The sequence below is a fragment of the Rivihabitans pingtungensis genome, from assembly GCF_003201855.1.
In the GTDB taxonomy this organism is placed as follows: domain Bacteria; phylum Pseudomonadota; class Gammaproteobacteria; order Burkholderiales; family Aquaspirillaceae; genus Rivihabitans; species Rivihabitans pingtungensis.
Genome location: NZ_QJKI01000011.1, coordinates 89,287 through 107,976 on the forward strand (window position 1 = coordinate 89,287; position 18,690 = coordinate 107,976).

Consider the following 18,690-nt stretch of genomic DNA (forward strand, 5'->3'; position numbering starts at 1 on the left):
GCAGCGAGTCCACGCGCGCCAATGTCGAAACGGTTTGGTGTATGCTTTGACCAAACCGTGATTTTACAACAGCCGGGGGCTTTGCGCCCGCTGCGCTTGACAGACCCTTGACCCATGACATTTCCGTTCGCCTCCCTGACCGCCTGGCTGGCGCTGGCCGCCTACGCCGGCCTGTCCTGGCATTTCCTGGCTCACGCCCATGGCTGGAGCATTCCCTGGCGGCGCGCGCTCCACATCGAACACCTGCTGGTGGCCGCCGCGCTGGCGCTGCATTTTCTGGCGCTGTTGCCCGCCAACGCCCATGGCCTGGCGTTTGGCCTGGGCCAGAGCCTGTCCACGGTGATGTGGCTCACCGTGCTGATTTACTGGACCGCCAGCTTTTTTTACAAGCTCGATGGCCTGCAAACCTGCCTGATGCCGATGGCGGTGCTGGGCGTGGTGCTGGGGCTGGCGTTGCCGCCGGCCTATCTGGCCTATGATTTTCACCAGCCGGCCTTGCTGCTGCATATTGCCGTGTCGCTGCTGGCCTACAGCCTGTTGCTGATTGCCGCGATTTTGGCGGTGATGATGCTGGTGCTGGATCGGGCGCTGCACGCCAAGCGCTTTTCGCCAGTGATTCGCCAGATGCCGCCCTTGCTGGCGCTGGAGCGCCTGCTGTTTCAGGTGCTGTGGGCAGGCTTTGCCCTGCTGACGCTGACGGTGTTTTCCGGGGTGTTGTTTTCTGAGCAGTTGTTTGGCCGACCGGTGGCGCTGTCGCACAAAACCGTGTTTGCGCTGATGTCGTGGCTGATTTTTGCCGCGTTGATGTGGGGGCGCTGGCGGCATGGCTGGCGTGGCCGCCTGGCGGTGCGCTGGACGCTGGCTGGTTTTGTGCTGCTGTTGCTGGCTTATGTGGGCAGCAAATTCGTGCTGGAAGTGCTGCTGCACCGTATGGGGTGATCTTGGCGCACCGGTTTTGCGTAAAGACCACCATTGCATCCGCCCTGCTGGCCATGCTAGCGTCTTGATGGGCGGCATGCCCATACCCGATCACAATGATTACTTGCCGAATCGAGGAGAACCCCCTGATGAAAAAACTGCTTGTCATGCTTGCCAGCGCGCTGACCTTTGCCTGCGGCGCGGCCTTTGCCGCTGTGGATTTGAACACCGCCAGCCAGCAAGAGCTGGAAAGCGTCAAGGGCATCGGCCCGGCCAAGGCCAAGGCCATTCTCGACTATCGCACCAAGAATGGTCCGTTCAAGGCCGTGGATGATCTGGCCAAGGTGCCGGGTTTTGGCGCCAAGTCGGTTTCCAATATGAAGGCAGAACTGGCCGTGGGCGCCGCCAAACCTGCTGCTGCCCCGGCCGCCGCCAAGCCTGCCGCACCTGCTGCGCCTGCCGCCAAACCCGCTGCGCCGGCAGCGCCGGCCGCCAAGCCGGCCGAACCGGCGAAAAAGCCGTAATCGTTGCTTGACTGGCCCATGCAAAACGCCCGCAGCTGCGGGCGTTTTGCATGGTGGGTGGATAGCATCGCTGACAAAACCCAGCGAAGCGGCTCTGGTTAGGTGTGTGAGCACAGACAGTGCAAGCAGCACGGCAAGGTCACACAACAACGCCAGGGGGGGGAGCCGCTCTTAAGGGCGGCAATCGCCGGGGCGCTGGCCTGTCCAGCGTTTGAACGCCCGGCAAAACGCGCTGGTTTCGGCAAAGCCCAGCGCGCTGGCCACCTCGGCCAGGCTGAGCGTGCGATTGGCCAGCAGCGTCATCGCCAGCGTCTGGCGCGCCGCCTCTTGCACGCGCCGGTAGCTTTGCCCCTCTTGCGCCAGCCGACGGCGCAGGGTGGCCGGTGACAGGTGCAGCTGGCGCGCCAGGCTGGCAAAGTCCGGCCAGGCGGCGGGCGGGGTGGCGCGCAATTGCCGGTGGATGCGCGCGGCCAGGCCATCGCGCGCCGGGCGCAGCGCCAGAAAATTGGCCGGGGCCTGACGCAAAAAGCTTTTCAGCGCGGCTTCGTCGCGCAGCAGCGGCCAGTGCAGCGCCTGCGCCGGAAAATACAGCGCCGCCACCGGCTGCTCAAAATTCAGCTGCGGGCAAAACACCGCGCGCCATGCCGGGCTGAACGCCGGCTCCGGGCCCGGAAAATCCACCGCCGTCAGCGGCAGCCGGCGGCCGGTTAGCCAACTGGCCACCCCGCACACCATCAGCCAGTACGCGCCATAGGCAAACGCCCGCCGTGGCGGCGCGCTGGCCTCGCCCGGCGCCGGCAGGTCGCGCAGCACAATGCAGGCTTGTTCGCCGCTGACGCGCAATTCGCCTTCCAGCCCATCCAGCGTCACCCGCAAAAAGCGCAGCATGCGCAGCAAGGCGCGCTGCAATACGCCGGCGTGCAGCACGCTGTGGCACAACAAGGTAAAACTGCCGGCCTTCATCGGCCGGTCGGCCAGGCCAAAAAACTCATCGTCCAGGCTGGCGGCCATTTGCCGCCACAGCGCGCCAAACTGCGCCGGGCTGACCCGTGCGCCATCGTCTGCCAGGCTGGCCGGGGCAATGCCGGCCGCCAGCAATAAGGGCGCGCAATCCACCCCACGCGCGCGCCAGGCGGCCAGCGCTTCGCGCACAAACACCATGGCGATGCTGGCCCGTTCGGCGGGCGGGATGAGGGCGCTGGTGCTGGGTGGCGTGTCGGTTGGCATTGGCCGATTTTAACAGGCAAATTGAGCGTTTCCGGCATCGCCCGCCATGGGTATCTGGGCCTACAGTGGCGAGCTTTAGCGTTGCTCACAACACGCGCCTGGCATGGTTGCGCGGCCTTGCCGTGCTGCTTGCTCTGTCTGCGCGCGCCTCGCCAGGCACGCTGCGCTGAGTGTGGTGAGCTGCGCTTATTCCCGCTTCAGGAGGTGCATCATGCCGCAGTCTGCTTCTACTCCCCTGGCCGGCGCCGGCCCTTTGCACGGCGTGCGCGTGGTCGAGTTTGCCGCGCTGGGCCCGGCGCCGATGGCGGCCATGCTGCTGGCTGATCTGGGCGCCGAGGTGGTGCGCATCGAGCGCAAAACCGCCGCCGGGCGGCCGGTGGCCGAGCTGTTTGACCCGCAGCGCGATATTCTCAACCGCTCGCGCCACACCCTGGCGCTGGATCTGAAAAACCCACAGGACATCGACGCCGCGCTGGCGGTGATCGCCCGCGCCGATGTGCTGATCGAGGGCTTTCGCCCCGGTGTCATGGAGCGCCTGGGTCTGGGGCCCGAGGTGTGTCTGGCGCGCCAGCCGGCGCTGGTGTACGGGCGGATGACCGGCTGGGGTCAGCACGGCGCGCTGGCACCAGCGGTGGGACACGACATCAATTATCTGGCGCTGTCTGGCGCGCTGCACAGCATTGGCGGCGTCGGCCAGCCGATGCCGCCGCTGAACCTGGTGGCCGATTGCGGCGGCGGCGCCATGCTCCTGGCGCTGGGCGTGCTGGCCGCGCGGCTGCACGCCTGCCAGACCGGCCGCGGTCAGGTGGTGGATGCGGCGATGACCGATGGCTCGGCCTTGTTGATGAGCATGATTTACACCCTGCACGCCATGGGCGAATGGCGCGGCCAGCGCGAGGCCAATCTGCTGGACGGCGGCGCGCATTTTTACGGCACGTATTGTTGCGCCGACGGCAAATGGCTGGCGGTGGGGGCAATTGAGCCGCAGTTTTACGCCGCGCTGCTCAAGGCGCTGGGCATCGACGACCCGGTGTTTCAGGCGCAATGGGATCGCGCCCACTGGCCGGCGCTGCGCGCCAAACTGGCGCAGGTGTTTGCGCAAAAACCGCGCGACGCCTGGTGTGCGCTGCTGGAAGGCAGCGACGCCTGCGTGTCGCCAGTGCTGGATCTGGACGAAGCGCCGCGCCATGCGCATAACCAATCGCGGCAGACCTTTATTGAACTGGGCGGCGTCACCCAGCCGGCGCCAGCGCCGCGCTTTAGCCACACCCCGCCGCCCACCCCACGCCCGCCCGGCATGGGCGATGAGGTGGGTGAGGTGTTGGCGCGCTGGGGCGTGGCGCAGCGCTAAGCGCCGCGAACAAAACCCTCCTGGCGTCGTTGCGCGGCCTTGCCGTACTCCTTGTACTGTCTGCGGCCGCGCGCCTGGCCAGGCCCGCTGCGCTGCGTTTTTTTCGCAGCGCTAATCCCGGCCAAACAAGGCCAGCGCGCGCTGGCGCTGGGTGGCGTGGTCCACAATCGGCTTGGGGTAGTCGCGCCCCAGGCGAAAGTCTTCCGGCAGGCGTTTGGCCAGCCAGGGCGCGTGGATGGCTTTATTGTCCAGCGCAGTGAGTTCTGGCACGTAGCGGCGGATAAACTTGCCTTCGGCGTCGAATTTCTCCGACTGGCTGACCGGGTTGAAAATGCGGAAATACGGCTGGGCGTCGCAGCCGGTGGACGCCGCCCACTGCCAGCCGCCGTTATTGGCCGCCAAGTCAAAATCCAGCAGCAGCCGGGCAAAATGCGCTTCGCCCCAGCGCCAATCAATCAGTAGGTCTTTCACCAAAAAGCTGGCGACAATCATGCGCAGCCGGTTGTGCATATAGCCGGTTTGCGCCAGCTGGCGCATGGCGGCGTCCACAATCGGGTAGCCGGTGCGGCCTTCGCACCAGGCGGCGAACAGCTCTGGGTCGTTGTCAAACGCCAGCGCGTCGTATTCGGGCTTGAACGCATGCTCGGCCACCCGTGGGTGATGCCAGAGAATCTGCTGGTAAAACTCGCGCCAGATCAGCTCATTCAGCCAGGTTTGCGCGCCTTCATCGCCTTGCGCCCAGGCCAATTGCGCCAGCAGGCGGATGGACAGCGTACCAAAGCGCAGATGCGGCGACAGATACGACGGCCCCTTGCTGGCGGGAAAATCCCGCAGCCGCTGGTAGTGGGTCAGCCGGCGCTGAAAATCCGCCAGCGCCGCCTGCGCGCCGCTGATGCCGGGGGTGATTTTCAGCGGCTGCGCGGCGGCCTCGGCAAAACCGAGTGCGTCCAGTGTGGGTAAAGTCTGTTCCGGCAGCCGTGCCAGCGCCGGCAAATAACGCTCCACCGGATAGCTTTGCAGGTAAAACGGCGTCAGTTTTTTCAGCCAGGCGTTTTTATACGGGGTGAACACCGAAAACGGTTTGCCGCCCTGGGTGAGCACTTCGTCACACTCAAAAATCACCTGGTCTTTGTAGTCGAACCACGCCACGCCCTGCGCCGCCAGCCGTTGGCGCACGGCGGCGTCGCGGGCGATGGCGGCCGGTTCGTAATCGCGATTGGTGAACACCGCCTCGGCGCCCCACTGCGCCGCCAGCGCCGGCAGCGCCTCCACGGCGCTGGCGTGCGCCGTCACCAGCTCGCCGCCGTGCGCGCGCAAGGCCTGCTGCAGCTCGTGCAGGCAGGCCAGAATAAACGGCAGCCGGCGGTCGTCGCCTGGCAGGACGTCGAGAATGTCGCGGTCGAACACAAACACCGGAATCACTTCATCTGCAGATTTCAGCGCGTGATACAGCGCAGCATGGTCGCTCAGGCGCAGGTCGCGGCGAAACCAGCACAACACTCGGGCAAAACGGGGCATGGCGGCGGCTCGGCAAATAAACTGAATTGTACTGGACAAACCAGCGCCTGCGCGTTCCCTGTGCGTTCAGTGACGCGCTGTATCACGCTGGGCGTGGCATTCGTTTTGCTTAATGAATTACGGGTAGTTATGCGGTTGAATCTATACAACGCTCACGCCTATGCTGCGCTCACCCTGTCAGATCTTTGGGTAAACCCGGAGAGGCTGGCAAAGCCCGTGCTGTCTGGCGCCGGTTTTGCCAGCCGCTCTCTTGATGAAAAGGACTTCCCATGCACCACACCACTGCACAGCTGGAGCAGCTCCTGATGCAGCGCTCGCTGACTGACGCGCAGTTGCTGGAGGCCGCTGAAGCCTCGGCCGACTTTCGCATTCTGCCCGACGCCACCGTGCTGAAAATCGGCGGCCAGAGCGTGATCGACCGTGGCCGCGCCGGCCTGTTTCCGCTGGTGGACGAAATCGTCAGCGCCCGCAAAGACCACAAGCTGCTGATCGGCACCGGCGCCGGCACCCGCGCCCGCCATTTGTATTCGATCGCCGCTGGGCTCAATCTGCCGGCCGGTGTGCTCGCCCAGCTGGGCGCCTCGGTGGCCGACCAGAACGCCGCCATGCTCGGCCAGTTGCTGGCCAAACATGGCATTCCGGTGGTGGGCGGCGCCGGGCTGTCCACTGTGCCCTTGTCGATTGCCGAGGTGAACGCGGTGATTTTCAGCGGCATGCCGCCGTACAAGCTGTGGATGCGCCCGGCCGCCGAGAGCGTGATTCCGCCCTACCGCACCGACGCCGGCTGCTTTTTGCTGGCCGAGCAGTTTGGCTGCAAGGCGATGATCTACGTGAAAGACGAAAACGGCCTGTACACCGGCAACCCGAAAACTGACCCGCACGCGACGTTTATTCCCAAAATCTCGGTGGACGAAATGAAAGCCCAGGGCCTACAAGACTCCATCCTGGAATTCCCGGTGCTGGATTTGCTGAAATCCGCCCGCCACATCCGTCAGGTGCAGGTCATCAATGGCCTGGTTCCCGGCAACCTGACCCGCGCCCTGGCCGGCGAGCATGTCGGCACCATCATCACCGCGAGCTGAGGCAGAAACCATGACTGACACCTCCAACACCATCAAACACATCGCCTCGCCGCTGGCCCGCCAAACCTTGCAGGACGGCGCGCTGACCCGCCCGGTGGCCAGCGTGCGCCCGATTCGCCTGCTGCCCTGGCTGCAAGTGGTCAAGATCGGCGGCCGCCTGATGGACCGTGGCGCCGAAGCCATCCTGCCGCTGGTGGACGAGCTGCGCGCGCTTTTGCCGGAACACCGCCTGCTGATTCTCACCGGCGCTGGTCTGCGCGCCCGTCATGTGTTCAGCGTCGGCCTGGATCTGGGCCTGCCGGTGGGCTCGCTGGCGCCGCTGGCGGCCAGTGAAGCCGGCCAGAACGGCCATATCCTTGCCTCGCTGCTGGCCCCGGAAGGCGTGTCTTACGTCGAGCATCCGACCATCGCCAGCCAGTTGGCCATCCACCTGCAAGCCGCGCGCGCCGTGGTCGGCAGCGCCTTTCCGCCTTACCACCACCATGAATTCCCCGAGTCGCGCATCCCCATGCACCGCGCCGACACTGGCGCCTTCCTGCTGGCCGACGCGCTGGGCGCTGCCGGGCTGACCATTGTCGAAGACGTGGACGGCGTGTATTCCTGCGACCCGAACGGCCCCGACGCCGCCCAGGCGCAGCTGTTGGCCGAGGCGTCCGCCGCCGAGCTGGCCGCCCAGCCGGGCACGCTGCCATTTGATCGCGCCATGCTCGACGTGATGGCCAACGCCCGCCACATCGAGCGCGTGCAAGTGGTCAACGGCCTCAAGCCCGGTCGCCTGACCGCAGCTTTGCGCGGCGAGCATGTCGGCACGCTGATCCGCACCGGCGCCCACGCTGGCTGATCCTTCCCGGCAGGCTTATTACCCAGCTAAGTGGCTGTGTGTAGTGCAGCAAGAACATGTTCAAATTCCCGTCTGATGCAATAGGCTTGCGAGACGAGAAAAGTAGTTCTCTCGCTAGAGGACTATCAGTGGATGGCGCTAGTAGTCAGTCACGTTGAAACACGAGAGTTCATGTTCCACGAAGAACTACTCGTCGCACTACACCGGGTCATTCCCGCGCAGGCGAGAATCCAGGCGTGTCTACCGCGTACAGCGGGGTGAGCGCTCACGAGCTCTTACCTGCACCATGCCCACGGCGCACGCTGTGGTGCGCTCTGGGTTCCTGCCTGCACCGGAACGACACCGGAGGTAAAGCTCGTGCCGAAAGTGGTCAAATCATCTGTCAGTCGGTTCGTATCATGGTGACTGGCTACTAGTATCTAAGCTTTCCTCGACAAGGTAGAATCTGTAAACGAGCTATTATCCGGCTAGCAATTGCATTAGCATTTCACGGCGCGCGAGTCGCGCCTTTTTCTTTTGTATGACGGAAACACAAGAACAACGAAGCATGTCCAAACGCAGCCCTATCCCCGTAATCGACCTCTTTGCTGGCCCCGGTGGCCTCGGGGAAGGTTTTTCATCGATTCTGGACCCTCTGCGCAATCCTCACTTCTCCCTGAAGGTCTCGGCTGAGAAAGACTTGGCCGCTTACAAGACGCTGTCACTACGCTCGCTCTACCGGAAATTTCCGCGAGGAAAGGCGCCCGATTGCTACTACGAGCACATTCGCGGCGAGATCTCACGCGATGAACTCTTCAACCATCCGGACGCAGCCGAGGCCGGGCAAGAAGCTCTCGAGGAGGCGCGTAACTTCGAACTCGGGAAGGACGACCCGAATGATCTCGATCGTCGCATTCAGGCCGCGCTCGGCGGCGCTGACAACTGGGTTTTGATAGGAGGCCCCCCGTGTCAGGCCTACTCGCTCGCTGGCCGTTCGCGGCGCACACATGAGTCACTGGCGAAATTCGAGAGTGACGAAAAGCACTTTCTGTACCGCGAGTACCTTCGGATCATACGCAGGCACAAGCCGGCCGTATTCATAATGGAGAACGTCAAGGGGATGCTTTCCTCCCGGCATAGTGGTTCGCCGATCTTCGACAGAATCGTGGAGGACCTCTCCAAGCCTGGCGAGGATCTCGAATATCAGATTCGCTCTTTGGTCAAACCCGGCATTGCAGGGGAAATAGAACCGTACGATTTCGTCATCGAGGCAGAGCGCTTCGGCATCCCACAGGGGCGACACCGAGTCATCCTGTTTGGCATTCGTTCGGATGTCGCCTGCTCTGTCTCCGAGCTATCGTCGTCGCCCGAGAGTTTTGTCCTCGGACACGAGAACATGAGGGTGACCGTGGGAGAGGCTCTGTCAGGTCTGCCTGCGCTTAGAAGCAGGCTTTCTAAGGAAAAGGACGGACACGAGCAATGGCTCGAGGCGCTGAGCCAGACAGTCGACAAGCTTCGCAGGTATCCGCAGAAGGTCCTGGAACCCGTATTCGAGGAGATGAACAGAGCCGTTAAGACGGCGCATCATCATGCCTCAGTCGGGGGGGGCTTCCAAGCCTTTGACACGACCCTTAACATGATGCGTGACAGGCTGGCGGACTGGTATATCGACAGGCGTCTGGGTGGAGTGATTCAGCATGAGACTCGATCGCACATGCGTTCGGACCTTCATCGCTATCTCTTCGTGGCTGCTTATGGAAGGGTAAAAGGGTTTTCGCCGAAGATAGCTGACCTTCCCCCCCCTCTGCTGCCCGCTCACGGCAACGTTTTTTCGGAGAAAGTGCCTTTCGCCGACCGCTTCCGGGTTCAGTTGGAGGGTTCTTGGTCGTCCACCGTCGTCGCTCACATCGCCAAGGACGGGCACTACTTCATCCATCCCGATCCGTCGCAGTGCAGAAGCCTCACGGTGCGTGAGGCTGCACGTCTCCAGACCTTCCAGGACAACTACTTCTTCGCCGGTAACCGGACCGAGCAATACACGCAGGTCGGCAACGCGGTCCCACCTCTTCTTGCCCGCAAGATCGCCGGCGTGGTCTTGAAGTTCATGGACGCGTGGAATCGGAGCAGAACTCACCGCTGACCTCCGAGCCGTCGATCCAGCAGCGCAGTAGTTCCGGCAGCGCCACACGCATTTCAGCCGAACGTGTAGCGCACTCCCACACCACGAGCACCCGCCAGCCCGCTGACAGCAGAGCGTCTATCGCGCGCCGGTCCCGCTCGACGTTGGCGGCGAGTTTGGCTTCCCAGATCTCCCTCCGCGAGGCGGGAGTCTTCGCGTAGCGACAGCCCCGGTGGGCGTGCCAGAAGCAGCCGTGAACAAACACCGCGATGCGCCGTCCCGGAAGAACGATGTCGGGGCGTCCCGGCAGATCCTTCCGGTGCAGACGGAAGCGGAAGCCCGCCGCGAACAGGGCCTTTCGGACGATAATTTCCGGCTTCGTGTTCCGTCCTCCGATACCGGACATCATCCGGCTTCTCGTCGCCGGGTCGACGATGTCCGCCATCGACTCAGCTCCCGCGAATCTCGGGAACGTCCACTGACGGGGGCGAGAACGGACGGGCGAACATCGCCTCCCTGCACTCGGGTCGCTTGGCCCACTCGGAAATCATCTTTCCGTTAGCGGTCTCGTGCAGGCGCTCGTTTACTTCCCGCGCCCATATCTCAATTTGTTTGACAAGTTGGGGCGAAACACCTTGATTACGCCAGACCCGCTCGAGATCGAAGGTTTCCCGATATGACTGGACCACGACGGCGACTGTGTAGGCTGCTACGTTCGCCAAAAATGCGGATACCAGAGGACGGGCCGTCTTGTGGACGGCTTTGAACACTAAAGCCTTAGCGACGAGGGCCTTGAAGAAAATAGGGTCAGGCACGAGCAGCTTCCCTGCTGCTTCAGCCTCGCCAAGCCCCGTCATAAAGCGATCAAAACACTTCTGCGTTCCTTGGCTGACGACATCGGGTTTGATATCCCATGCCATCAGGTATTTGGCCAATTCCGTCTTGGTTATCTTGCGTGAGATCGGCACGGATTCCTTCAGGGCCTTGAGACGAGCGGGGGTCGCACCTTCGCGCGACAATAGGGTGTTGTAGCTCCCTGTCGCCCGTTCGTAAAACCAGCGTCCTATCCCGTCGGGACAGTAGACAGTCAGGGAGAGCCGCTCGACATTCACGTGGAAGGGTTTATTGGCCGATAGGTCGGACTGTCGCACGGCATTCTGGGAGTTGGCGAAGCGCGAGATATCGGAGACCAGAGCCTCCTCTTTCGCCGGGTCTTCCTCCTTCATGACGATGATTTTTGCCGGCACGCGAACCTTGCTCAGGTCTGTCTCAGGATATTTTCTCTTCGCGAAATAGATGGAGGCTGTGGTCTGTCCCCCGTTAACGATCTGCATGCCGCGAAGCCAGACGATGCCGGGAGCGCCATCTTTTGCCCGTGCGAGCTTCATCTCGTCGGCGACCAACACGATGCCGTTGTTGAAAGCCATGAACCGCTCTGGCGCGGAGCGCAGCGTGCCCTGGATGCCAGCATTCACGCCTTTGGCCTTGATACTCAGGAACGAACGCACGTTGGCTTCAAGCAACCTGGGGCCGAACTTCTCGTAGACGTAGCGCAGAGCCTCACCTGGGATGGCTGTCAGGGCGTAGTCGTAGTCTCCTGTTTCGCCAGGCACGAAGACGCATGGCAGAGGAGAGCCGGAGACCTCGTTGAAATCAACGACGAGTTCGTCGCGTGGCTTACCCTCGGAGCGATGCCGGAAGAGCCGCTCGATATCCATGACTTCGAGACGAACCGACTTGCCCCCGACATCCCGTGGCCTGAAGCTCTTAGACTTGGCGATGCCATCCGTGAGGACGAACACGCGAACCTGTTCAAGGCTATCGTATATCTCCCGAATCGTCAGTGCGAGGGAATGGGCGTCACTGGAGGGGTCCAACTTATCCGTGAGCCGCCCTGTGGCACAAAGCTCCAAGAAGCGCACGCACTGCTGGGCTGCCGTTTTCGAGTTCTGATCCTGAACGGGGGTCAGGGTCTCGAAGCCCTCGTAGAGGCTGACAAAGAGATCGAGTTGGTCTGTGTCGTCGGAGATGGCATAGCCGCTAAGCCGCAGGTTGGCGTTTCCGACCTTGCCCTGATAGTGGCAGATGACAGGCTCGAAGGTCATGCCAACATCGACGAGATGCTGCATGACTACCTCGCAAAAAACCAGTTCAGCGAAGGGAGAGCCTTCGCTCATCTGGGTCGCTATCTCGGCCCGCGTCTCAGCGAGAAAGTCGTCGAGGGTCATTCTGTTGCTCCTAGTTGCGAGAGGACCTCGTCGAAGTCGCGCAGGAAGTCTCCGGCGTGGTCCAGATTGATTTCGTAGACGGCGCGAGTGACGCCGGCCGGGACGACTCCCGGCGTCAGACGCGGAAAGCCTTCGGACACGGAGAGCATGCGTTTCTCCTTCGGCTCGAATCTCCGGGAATACTGGCCGGCGTGCGCCTCGGCGTAGCCCGCGACCATGAGTCTCTCGCGCAGATAATCTATCGCGCCGGGCTCCTCCGAGACGCGCCGCTCCACCTCCGCGACCATCTCGGGAAGTGTCGAGCCGCCCTCTCCCGCCGCGAATCTGACGGCGGCGAGAAACAAGGGGGACGCGACGGCGTCGTCCAACTGCTCCAACGAGCCGATTTTCACCGGGAAGCCCGACGAGGACATCGTCGCCTTCACCTCGATCGCCCCTTCCCCGAGTAGGAAGTCCTGCGGGGCGTCGTCAGGGCCGACCCAGCCGCTCAGGACGCTCTCGCGCGAGACCCCCGCTTCGATCAGCCGCGCCATGAAGAAGAGCTCCCCGGCCAGTCCCAGCTCCGCCTCGGGACTGAGAGGCCCCTTTCCCCGCGACATGAACTGCTGCCACATGCGCACTCTGCGCAGCATGGTTCTGAGAACGGAGACCTCTCCCTCTGGAGCGGCGACGTCCATGGCTCCCGCGACGTCCCCGACCATCTCCGCGAAGAGCTCGGGGCTGCCCGACTCCTTGCGCGACAGGGCTATCCACGTCGTGCCGTCGCCGAACGGGTCCGCCCGGACGACCTCGAATCCCTTGCCCTCGGGAAGACGGTCCGACGAGCTCGGGCGAGCCGTCGGGAAACGGGCGAGCAGCGCCTCCTCGTTCCCCGGGAAGCGTCTGGCCGCCATGAGCTCGCAGACTCCCGCGCGGGCCACGGGAATTCCGCACCAGCCGGCCTCCGCGCCGCTGCCGGAGAGGGCCTCCCAGGCGGCGCCGAACTCGTCAATCGGCCGGGGCATACTCGGTCTCCCAGAGAAGGTGATCCACCTCGTACTTTACGGTCGTCGTCGAGCGACTGGCGGGGAAACTGACCCCGAAACCGACCACGGGCGGGACGCCTTCGGGCAGTTCCGCACCTTTCGGGTCGATGGGATACAGGAGAAGAAGACCGCGCTCTGGATGAGCTTGGATTCCCTCGGCCCCCAACCCTCGTATCTGACGTATCCAGACCCCTCCTGGATATTTGGGAGCTTCCCTTCCTGTCTCCTCCGTTCCACGCCCAGGATCTGTCGTCCGATCCTTGAGGGTGAGTCTCATAGCGGCGAGCCAGGCGTCTTCGTCCATATCGATTGTCTCATCTCGTGGAGATAGAAGCCGTCCGATGGAGTAGTGCTCGGTTTTGGAATTCTGGTTTCGGGTAATCATGTGCTCCAAGGTGTATTTGCCACATAATGAGAAGGATGCTCCTTCCGTGCCATCTTTGCCGCCGATCACCGCGACGGTCCAAGAAGAAAGTTCGTCCTTGGTGGCCATCGCCTTCACGAAATCTGCCAAGACCGCGCTGTTCACCTTGCGGGCCGCCGGATGCGTCAGATAGGTCGAGAAGAAGTCCACCACATGCTCAGCGGGCACGCCCTCCCACAAGAATCCTTTCCACTCTTGCGTTCCCGAGCCACGCTTACGGACGATGATACCGCTCTCTGATGGCGCACCTGCTGCCTCGAGCAGCCTCTCGGTCGCTGCAAGGTTGGGTTCGATGATCGACGTATCACGATGAAAGGCGACGGTTTCGAGAACGGAGCCGCAGAACGAAACTTGCAGGGTTTTCGCGCTGCGCATCTTGATGGGCGACGTGACCATGAGGACCGGGTGAGACTGCACCTTCATGCCGTAGGTCTCGGGCGTCGCGTGGATTTTCGCCATGGTGTCGAACTCTTGGCGAAGCTCCTCCGCCGCGTCGGCGATGTGGCCGAACCAGTCGACGAGGTCCGAGGTCGTGTAGAGACGGCAGAGGTCGAGATAGCCCGGACGATAGCCGAACCAACGCCCCATCTGCATCAGGGTGTCGTACATCTTGGTGGAGCGGACGAAGTAGCTGACGCAGAGGCCTTCCAGCGTGAGACCACGGGCGAGCTTGTCCCCGCCGACGGCGATGACTTTCAGGCCGGTCTCCTCCCGCTCGGCGTAGTCAAGCACGTCGCCAGCCGACCCGTTGATGGCCCTCACGCCGTTCGCCAGGTCGTCGAGCACCTCGGGAAGAACCGCCTCGACGTCCTCCCAGTCGGGAAGCTCGAATTCGCAGGCCGTCTCATCCATGGCCGTCGCGACGGCAGCGGACGTGGGAACGAAGTCGTCCTCCCAGAGCTCGCGCCACTCGGCCAGCAGCGCGTCCTTCTCTGCCGCGCCGAATCCGCGCAGACGCGCCCGGAAGCCTTTTACGAGCTCGTCCACCTGTCGGCGAACCTCCTCCTGAACGGCGGTGAAGCGCGTCACGTGAATCAGCATCGAGGAGTGCCTGTGGCCCTGCCCCCGAAGGACGCGCGTCGCGCAGCAGAGCGCGAAGGCCGAAATCGCCTCCCTGAGCGACGGAGGAACCTCGTCGCGCCCCTGATACAGTGGAACGTGGGTCTTGTCGTGCTTGGGAGGCATCCAGCCGTCCTCGCCCGAGGAGTCGGTCTGGTCGTCCACCTCTCTGGTCAGGGGCAGTCCGCCGACCCTGCCCTCGGTCGAGCGCAGCCCGAAGACGCGGGCGGGACCTACGTAATTCGACGGGGCGGAGATGTTGACGATGAAGGACTGGGGAAACAGGTCCGGCCCCTCCTCTTTCGTCGCCTTGCGCCGGTCGATGAAGATGTTCGCGAACGGCGTGGCGGTGTAGCCGACGTAGGCCTTCCGCGCGAACGAGTGGAGAATCTTCCGGATGCGGCTGTTGATGGCCTTCGGCTGATACTCGTCGTCCACCGTGCCGTCCTTGTTGACGATCTGGTCCCCTGTATCAACCGAGGCGTGGTCAGCCTCATCGTCAATCAGGAGCAGCGGGAAACCCGAGACGAGAGGACGGCCGTCCGCGTCCTTGGCGTCCGCTACGTGGTTGCGAATCCATTTAAGCAGTCGTTCGAGCACCGTCTTGTTCTTCTTGACGACAAAGAGCCACGGCCGCTGCTCGGGCGAAATGGCGAGATGCTTCGCGACTTTGGTATTGAAATCCCCGTTATCCGATCGATTTGTCGCGCAATTGGGGCGAATCTCGGCGTCCCGGGCGTTTTCGCCGACCCCGATGTAACGGACCACGTCGTTCTTCGCCGACGTCTCGTAGCCCAGAAACCCCTCTTCGAGACGAATCTGGGTCTGCGAGCGCAAATTGTTATGCAGACCGGCGAGAACGATGATGATTTTGTAGCCCGCGTCGGCTGCCTTGCAGATCAGACCGGTGTAGTTGCCCGTCTTTCCGGACTGGACGTGCCCGACGACGAGTCCGCGACGATCCCAGACGCCCTCTCTCAGAGGGTCTTCGAGCAGTTCGAGAATCTTGTTCGTCGCCTCGTCCAGCGCGTCCACCGCCTTGACCGACATCTTGCTTTCGAGGAAGTCGCGGTAGCGCTGCCAGTAGCGCCAGTCCTTGCGACGGGAGGCGTTGAGCCAATCCTTGTGGCCAGTCTTGTCGGACAGCGTCGTGGCCCCGCCAATCCAGAGGCTGAACCGGCGGATGAGCTCAGCGACCGCCTCCTTCCTGTCGATGTCCTTGCCCGGATAGAGGTTGTCGGCGACGAAGTCGACCTTCTCCGCGATGAGGAGCGGGGTTACCGCGCCCTTCTCCATGTCCGCCACGAGCGTCGTCTGGACGATGCTGACGAGACCCTGAAACAGTTTGCTCTGCTCTTCCGTCATCCTGCGTTCCCTTCTTCGGGCTTAGTCACGTTCTCCGGGAGGGAGGCGACGAGTTTGGGGTAGTTCTGAAACGGCTCGGAGGAGGACAGCGCGCGAACGGCGGCCTCCGGCGTCATGCCGCGCCGGCCGATCATATCCCCGAACAGGGTCAGGAGAACCGTTCTGACGCCGTCGGGAGCCGTCTCCGGATCGCCGGAGAAGCCCGTTCTCGGGGTGTCCTTGTTCTCGGCGGTGTCGAGCCAGATGCGCTGAACCGGCACGGTCTCCTCCACCACTCGAAGCATCGCCTTCACGAGGTCCTTTCTGTCGCCGCAGGCGTCGATGACGGCGGCGACGGCGGGATGTCCCTCGTCGATGCGATAGCGGACGCCGCCGCGTAGATGCTCGACCCGCCAGGCCTGCTCGATCTGCGCTCCGCCGGGACCCGGCATAGGCGACCCTCTGAACGCGAAGACCTTTCGCGCCTTCTCCCGCGTGTTCTCCGCCAACCCGGTCAGCCATGAGCGGACGTAGACCGGAGGCCGCGCCGTGGACTTCCTCACGTCGATTTTCCAGTCTGCATCGGCGGAATTCGGGATGTCCACCCTGATTCGGGCCAGACGATGCGACTCCTCCCGATTCCATGTCCTACCCCTACCGAGTCCGAGCCACCCACCGGCTAGCAGGAGGCGCTTGTTTCGGTAGACGTAGAAGCCCTGCTGGGATGTCCATCCCTCAGGGCCTCCGGCCTTCGCGAAGTCGTCGTCGGATAGCTTGTCCTTGTGAGGAAGCACGTGGCACTGTGCCTCGACGGGAGCGGAAGGGGTCGAAATACGGGCGACGGGGGATTCCCAAGGCTTGGCCGGATGCCCAGTCATGAAGGGGTCCCACGGAACAACCGCCTTGTCGTTCACGAAGAGCTGGAAGTCGGGCCTGTGCCCCTCAATGAGGCGGTGAAAAATCATCGCGAGCCGCGACTCGACGTCGATGGCGAGCTCGGCGAAGTGCTCGAAATTGGAGCCGGCGGTGACTACCCGATCCATCCTCTCCCAGAGAACGAGCGTCCCCGAGCGCAGAGCCGAAAGAGGTTCAAGAAAGCGTACAGAACCCTCGGCGGCTCCCTCAAACATGCGCCATCCACCCTCCGGGTCCGAGGCTATGGCGTCAAGATCCCAGCGTAGGCAGACGAGTGCTCCTTCCAAGCGCTTCGAAGCGACAGTGAGGCTGCGACACTGCGAGAAGGAGGCCGTTTTCAAACCGAGCCCGAAGCGCCCCAAGTCGGTATGAGCCCGCTTGTCGAGCGGATTGATCGTCCCCAGTGTCATTGCCGCTTCGAGTTCCGAGTCGCTCATGCCACGGCCATTGTCCAGAATCGAAATTCGACTGTCGTATCCGTCCCAGTCGAAGTGCAGACGAACCTCGGAAGCTCCGGCGGATATGGAGTTATCCACAATATCGGCCAAAGCAGTCGCGGTCGAATATCCAAGGCCTCTGAGAGCCTCCATCATCGCACTGGCTTTCGGTGGGGCGAGCCTTGTTATATGAGTCATTTTGCGAGTACGTCCCTCTGAATTTTATGGAGGCCCGAGGCGAGAAGCCTGCGCCCGAATGCCTTGATGTTCGGGGTAAAGGCGAACAGCGCCACGGTTCTCAACTTGTCCTTCTCGCTCGATGGTTGGCTCAGGAGGGTCTCGTTCTCCCTCTTCAAGAAAGACTTCATCGTCCATGCAGGAGGTTGCCCTTATCTTCACCAGATCAGGCACAGGTTCGTGGGCTGGGGCGTATCTGTCACCCATGAAGTGCCAAAGAATTTCCCGCTTGTTTCGATGTGAGAGCCTTCGGATCGTTTTCGACTCAATTTGACGGATGCGCTCGCGCGTAACGCCGTAATGCTGACCGATCTCCTCAAGAGTCATCGCGTCGTTGTCCATAAGACCGAAGCGCAGAAGAATAACCTCTCGACTACGCTCGTCTAGGTCAGCCAGCATTCCGAGAAGAGCCCTACGCAGCGACGCATTCTCGACGACGTTGGCCGGATCCAAAGCCATTTCGTCGAGGAGACCGTCCATTCTCGGCTGGCCGGAGTCAGGATCTACTTCGTCCAAGGAAACTACGTCCTCAAATATGGAGAGAAGCATTCGGGTTTTGGCGAGTGGTATCCGAATGCGTCTAGCAGTTTCGAATTCCGTTTCGGGACGGCCAATACTGGCTTCTACAGACTCCCGCTCGCGCAGGACCTTTCGCGCAGTCTCCTGTATGTGGACTGGAGCCCTGACGACCCGGCCGGAGTCGGCGATTGATCTTGAAACTTGCTGACGAATCCACCAAGTCGCGTAGGTGGAGAACCGAAAACCCCTACGCCAATCGTAGCGCTCCACTGCTTTCATTAGACCGATATTAGCTTCCTGAACAAGATCGTCGAACGGAATACCTGACCAGAGATGTCTCTTGGCAATAGATAGAGCGAGCCGGAGGTTGCAAAGGATCATGTGCTCGCGTGCCTTCTCCTGGCGGCCAAGAGCCGCGGCAAAGTGGCTTCCGACATGGTTTTCATCAGCCTTGCCGGCCAGCTCCATAAGGAAGCCGCGTGTCAGTCGAGCCTCCTCCAAGGCCGCTGTTACGCGTTGAGCATCACCTCGGGCAGCCTCCACGGCAGCGACGGCATTCACGAAAAAAGTGGCTTCCTCACTGAGTTCGGATTCATCGTCCTCGTTGTCGCCTGCTCCAAGCGAGTGCGAGATGAGCTCCTCGTCTGTGGAAGGCTCGGGGCCATTGCTGAAGGACTCGGCGTCGGCTTTTCCTGCAGCGACACGAGCAGCGGCGTCAAATACGGCAGACAGGCCATCGGGCCATAAGGCGAGGGCGGAAAGAGCCGCCTTACCGCCCTCCTCCATCTCTCGCCCTAGTAGCCAGTCACGTTGAAACGCGAGGATAAAGACGAGCAAGCTTACGTCGGGCATCCTGAGTGGAGAACTTCCACTTGATGGGGATGGCTTTGGCGTTGCGTTCACGCACATTGGCCTCAACCTCGCGTCGCAACGTTTCTTCATC

14 protein-coding genes are annotated in these 18,690 nt (G+C 62.4%); 6 read left to right on the forward strand and 8 right to left on the reverse strand.

All coding sequences use genetic code 11. From position 1 onward, the window contains the following. Positions 1–114: 114 nt before the first annotated feature. A complete protein-coding gene (locus tag DFR34_RS09825) occupies positions 115–939 on the forward strand; it encodes a cytochrome C assembly family protein (RefSeq protein WP_110390970.1) in 825 nt (274 codons plus the stop codon). Between the two features lie 128 nt (positions 940–1,067). Beyond that, positions 1,068–1,442 (forward strand): ComEA family DNA-binding protein, encoded by a 375-nt coding sequence (locus DFR34_RS09830; RefSeq protein ID WP_110390971.1) that lies wholly within the window; start codon positions 1,068–1,070, stop codon positions 1,440–1,442. 171 nt (positions 1,443–1,613) lie between these two features. On the opposite strand, the gene DFR34_RS09835 is transcribed toward DFR34_RS09830, so the two are convergent. Next, positions 1,614–2,669 carry an AraC family transcriptional regulator gene (locus DFR34_RS09835; RefSeq protein WP_110390972.1) on the reverse strand — a complete coding sequence of 352 codons (1,056 nt, stop codon included), beginning with the start codon at positions 2,667–2,669 and terminating at the stop codon, positions 1,614–1,616. A 211-nt stretch (positions 2,670–2,880) separates the two neighbouring features. On the opposite strand from DFR34_RS09835, the gene DFR34_RS09840 reads away from it, so the two are divergent. Then, a complete protein-coding gene (locus DFR34_RS09840; protein ID WP_110390973.1) occupies positions 2,881–4,020 on the forward strand; it encodes a CaiB/BaiF CoA transferase family protein in 1,140 nt (379 codons plus the stop codon). Between the two features lie 111 nt (positions 4,021–4,131). Here the strand turns inward: DFR34_RS09840 and DFR34_RS09845 are convergent, their stop codons facing one another. Then, positions 4,132–5,538: a cryptochrome/photolyase family protein gene (locus DFR34_RS09845; RefSeq protein WP_110390974.1), complete on the reverse strand. Its 1,407-nt coding sequence runs from the start codon at positions 5,536–5,538 to the stop codon at positions 4,132–4,134. Between the two features lie 269 nt (positions 5,539–5,807). Between DFR34_RS09845 and DFR34_RS09850 the strand changes: the two genes are divergently transcribed. The 3 genes from DFR34_RS09850 (at position 5,808) to DFR34_RS09860 (ending at position 9,580) form a co-directional block, all read left to right on the forward strand. Beyond that, on the forward strand, positions 5,808–6,620 hold the full coding sequence (locus DFR34_RS09850) for an amino acid kinase family protein (protein WP_110390975.1): 813 nt from the start codon (positions 5,808–5,810) through the stop codon (positions 6,618–6,620). Positions 6,621–6,630: 10 nt separating this feature from the next. Further along, positions 6,631–7,461 (forward strand): amino acid kinase family protein, encoded by an 831-nt coding sequence (locus tag DFR34_RS09855; RefSeq protein ID WP_110390976.1) that lies wholly within the window; start codon positions 6,631–6,633, stop codon positions 7,459–7,461. Positions 7,462–8,008: 547 nt separating this feature from the next. After that, the gene (locus DFR34_RS09860; RefSeq protein WP_110390977.1) at positions 8,009–9,580 is read left to right on the forward strand and encodes a DNA cytosine methyltransferase; all 1,572 of its coding nucleotides are present in this window, start codon (positions 8,009–8,011) and stop codon (positions 9,578–9,580) included. Here DFR34_RS09860 and DFR34_RS09865 read toward each other — a convergent pair. From DFR34_RS09865 to DFR34_RS09890, 6 genes are all read right to left on the reverse strand, one after another. Further along, positions 9,543–10,004 (reverse strand): very short patch repair endonuclease, encoded by a 462-nt coding sequence (locus DFR34_RS09865; protein WP_110390978.1) that lies wholly within the window; start codon positions 10,002–10,004, stop codon positions 9,543–9,545. The genes DFR34_RS09860 and DFR34_RS09865 overlap by 38 nt on opposite strands. 4 nt (positions 10,005–10,008) lie before the next feature. After that, positions 10,009–11,787: an AIPR family protein gene (locus DFR34_RS09870; RefSeq protein ID WP_110390979.1), complete on the reverse strand. Its 1,779-nt coding sequence runs from the start codon at positions 11,785–11,787 to the stop codon at positions 10,009–10,011. Continuing rightward, positions 11,784–12,791 carry a PD-(D/E)XK motif protein gene (locus DFR34_RS09875; protein WP_110390980.1) on the reverse strand — a complete coding sequence of 336 codons (1,008 nt, stop codon included), beginning with the start codon at positions 12,789–12,791 and terminating at the stop codon, positions 11,784–11,786. The genes DFR34_RS09870 and DFR34_RS09875 overlap by 4 nt, the downstream gene beginning before the upstream one ends. Next, a complete protein-coding gene (locus DFR34_RS09880) occupies positions 12,775–15,660 on the reverse strand; it encodes a Z1 domain-containing protein (protein WP_110390981.1) in 2,886 nt (961 codons plus the stop codon). Before DFR34_RS09880 ends, DFR34_RS09875 begins: the two co-directional genes overlap by 17 nt. Continuing rightward, positions 15,657–17,189 carry an ATP-binding protein gene (locus DFR34_RS09885; RefSeq protein WP_308418009.1) on the reverse strand — a complete coding sequence of 511 codons (1,533 nt, stop codon included), beginning with the start codon at positions 17,187–17,189 and terminating at the stop codon, positions 15,657–15,659. The genes DFR34_RS09880 and DFR34_RS09885 overlap by 4 nt, the downstream gene beginning before the upstream one ends. A gap of 24 nt (positions 17,190–17,213) precedes the next feature. Next, positions 17,214–18,690: sigma-70 family RNA polymerase sigma factor (locus tag DFR34_RS09890; RefSeq protein ID WP_110390982.1), on the reverse strand; the 1,477-nt coding region annotated here is incomplete at its 5' end.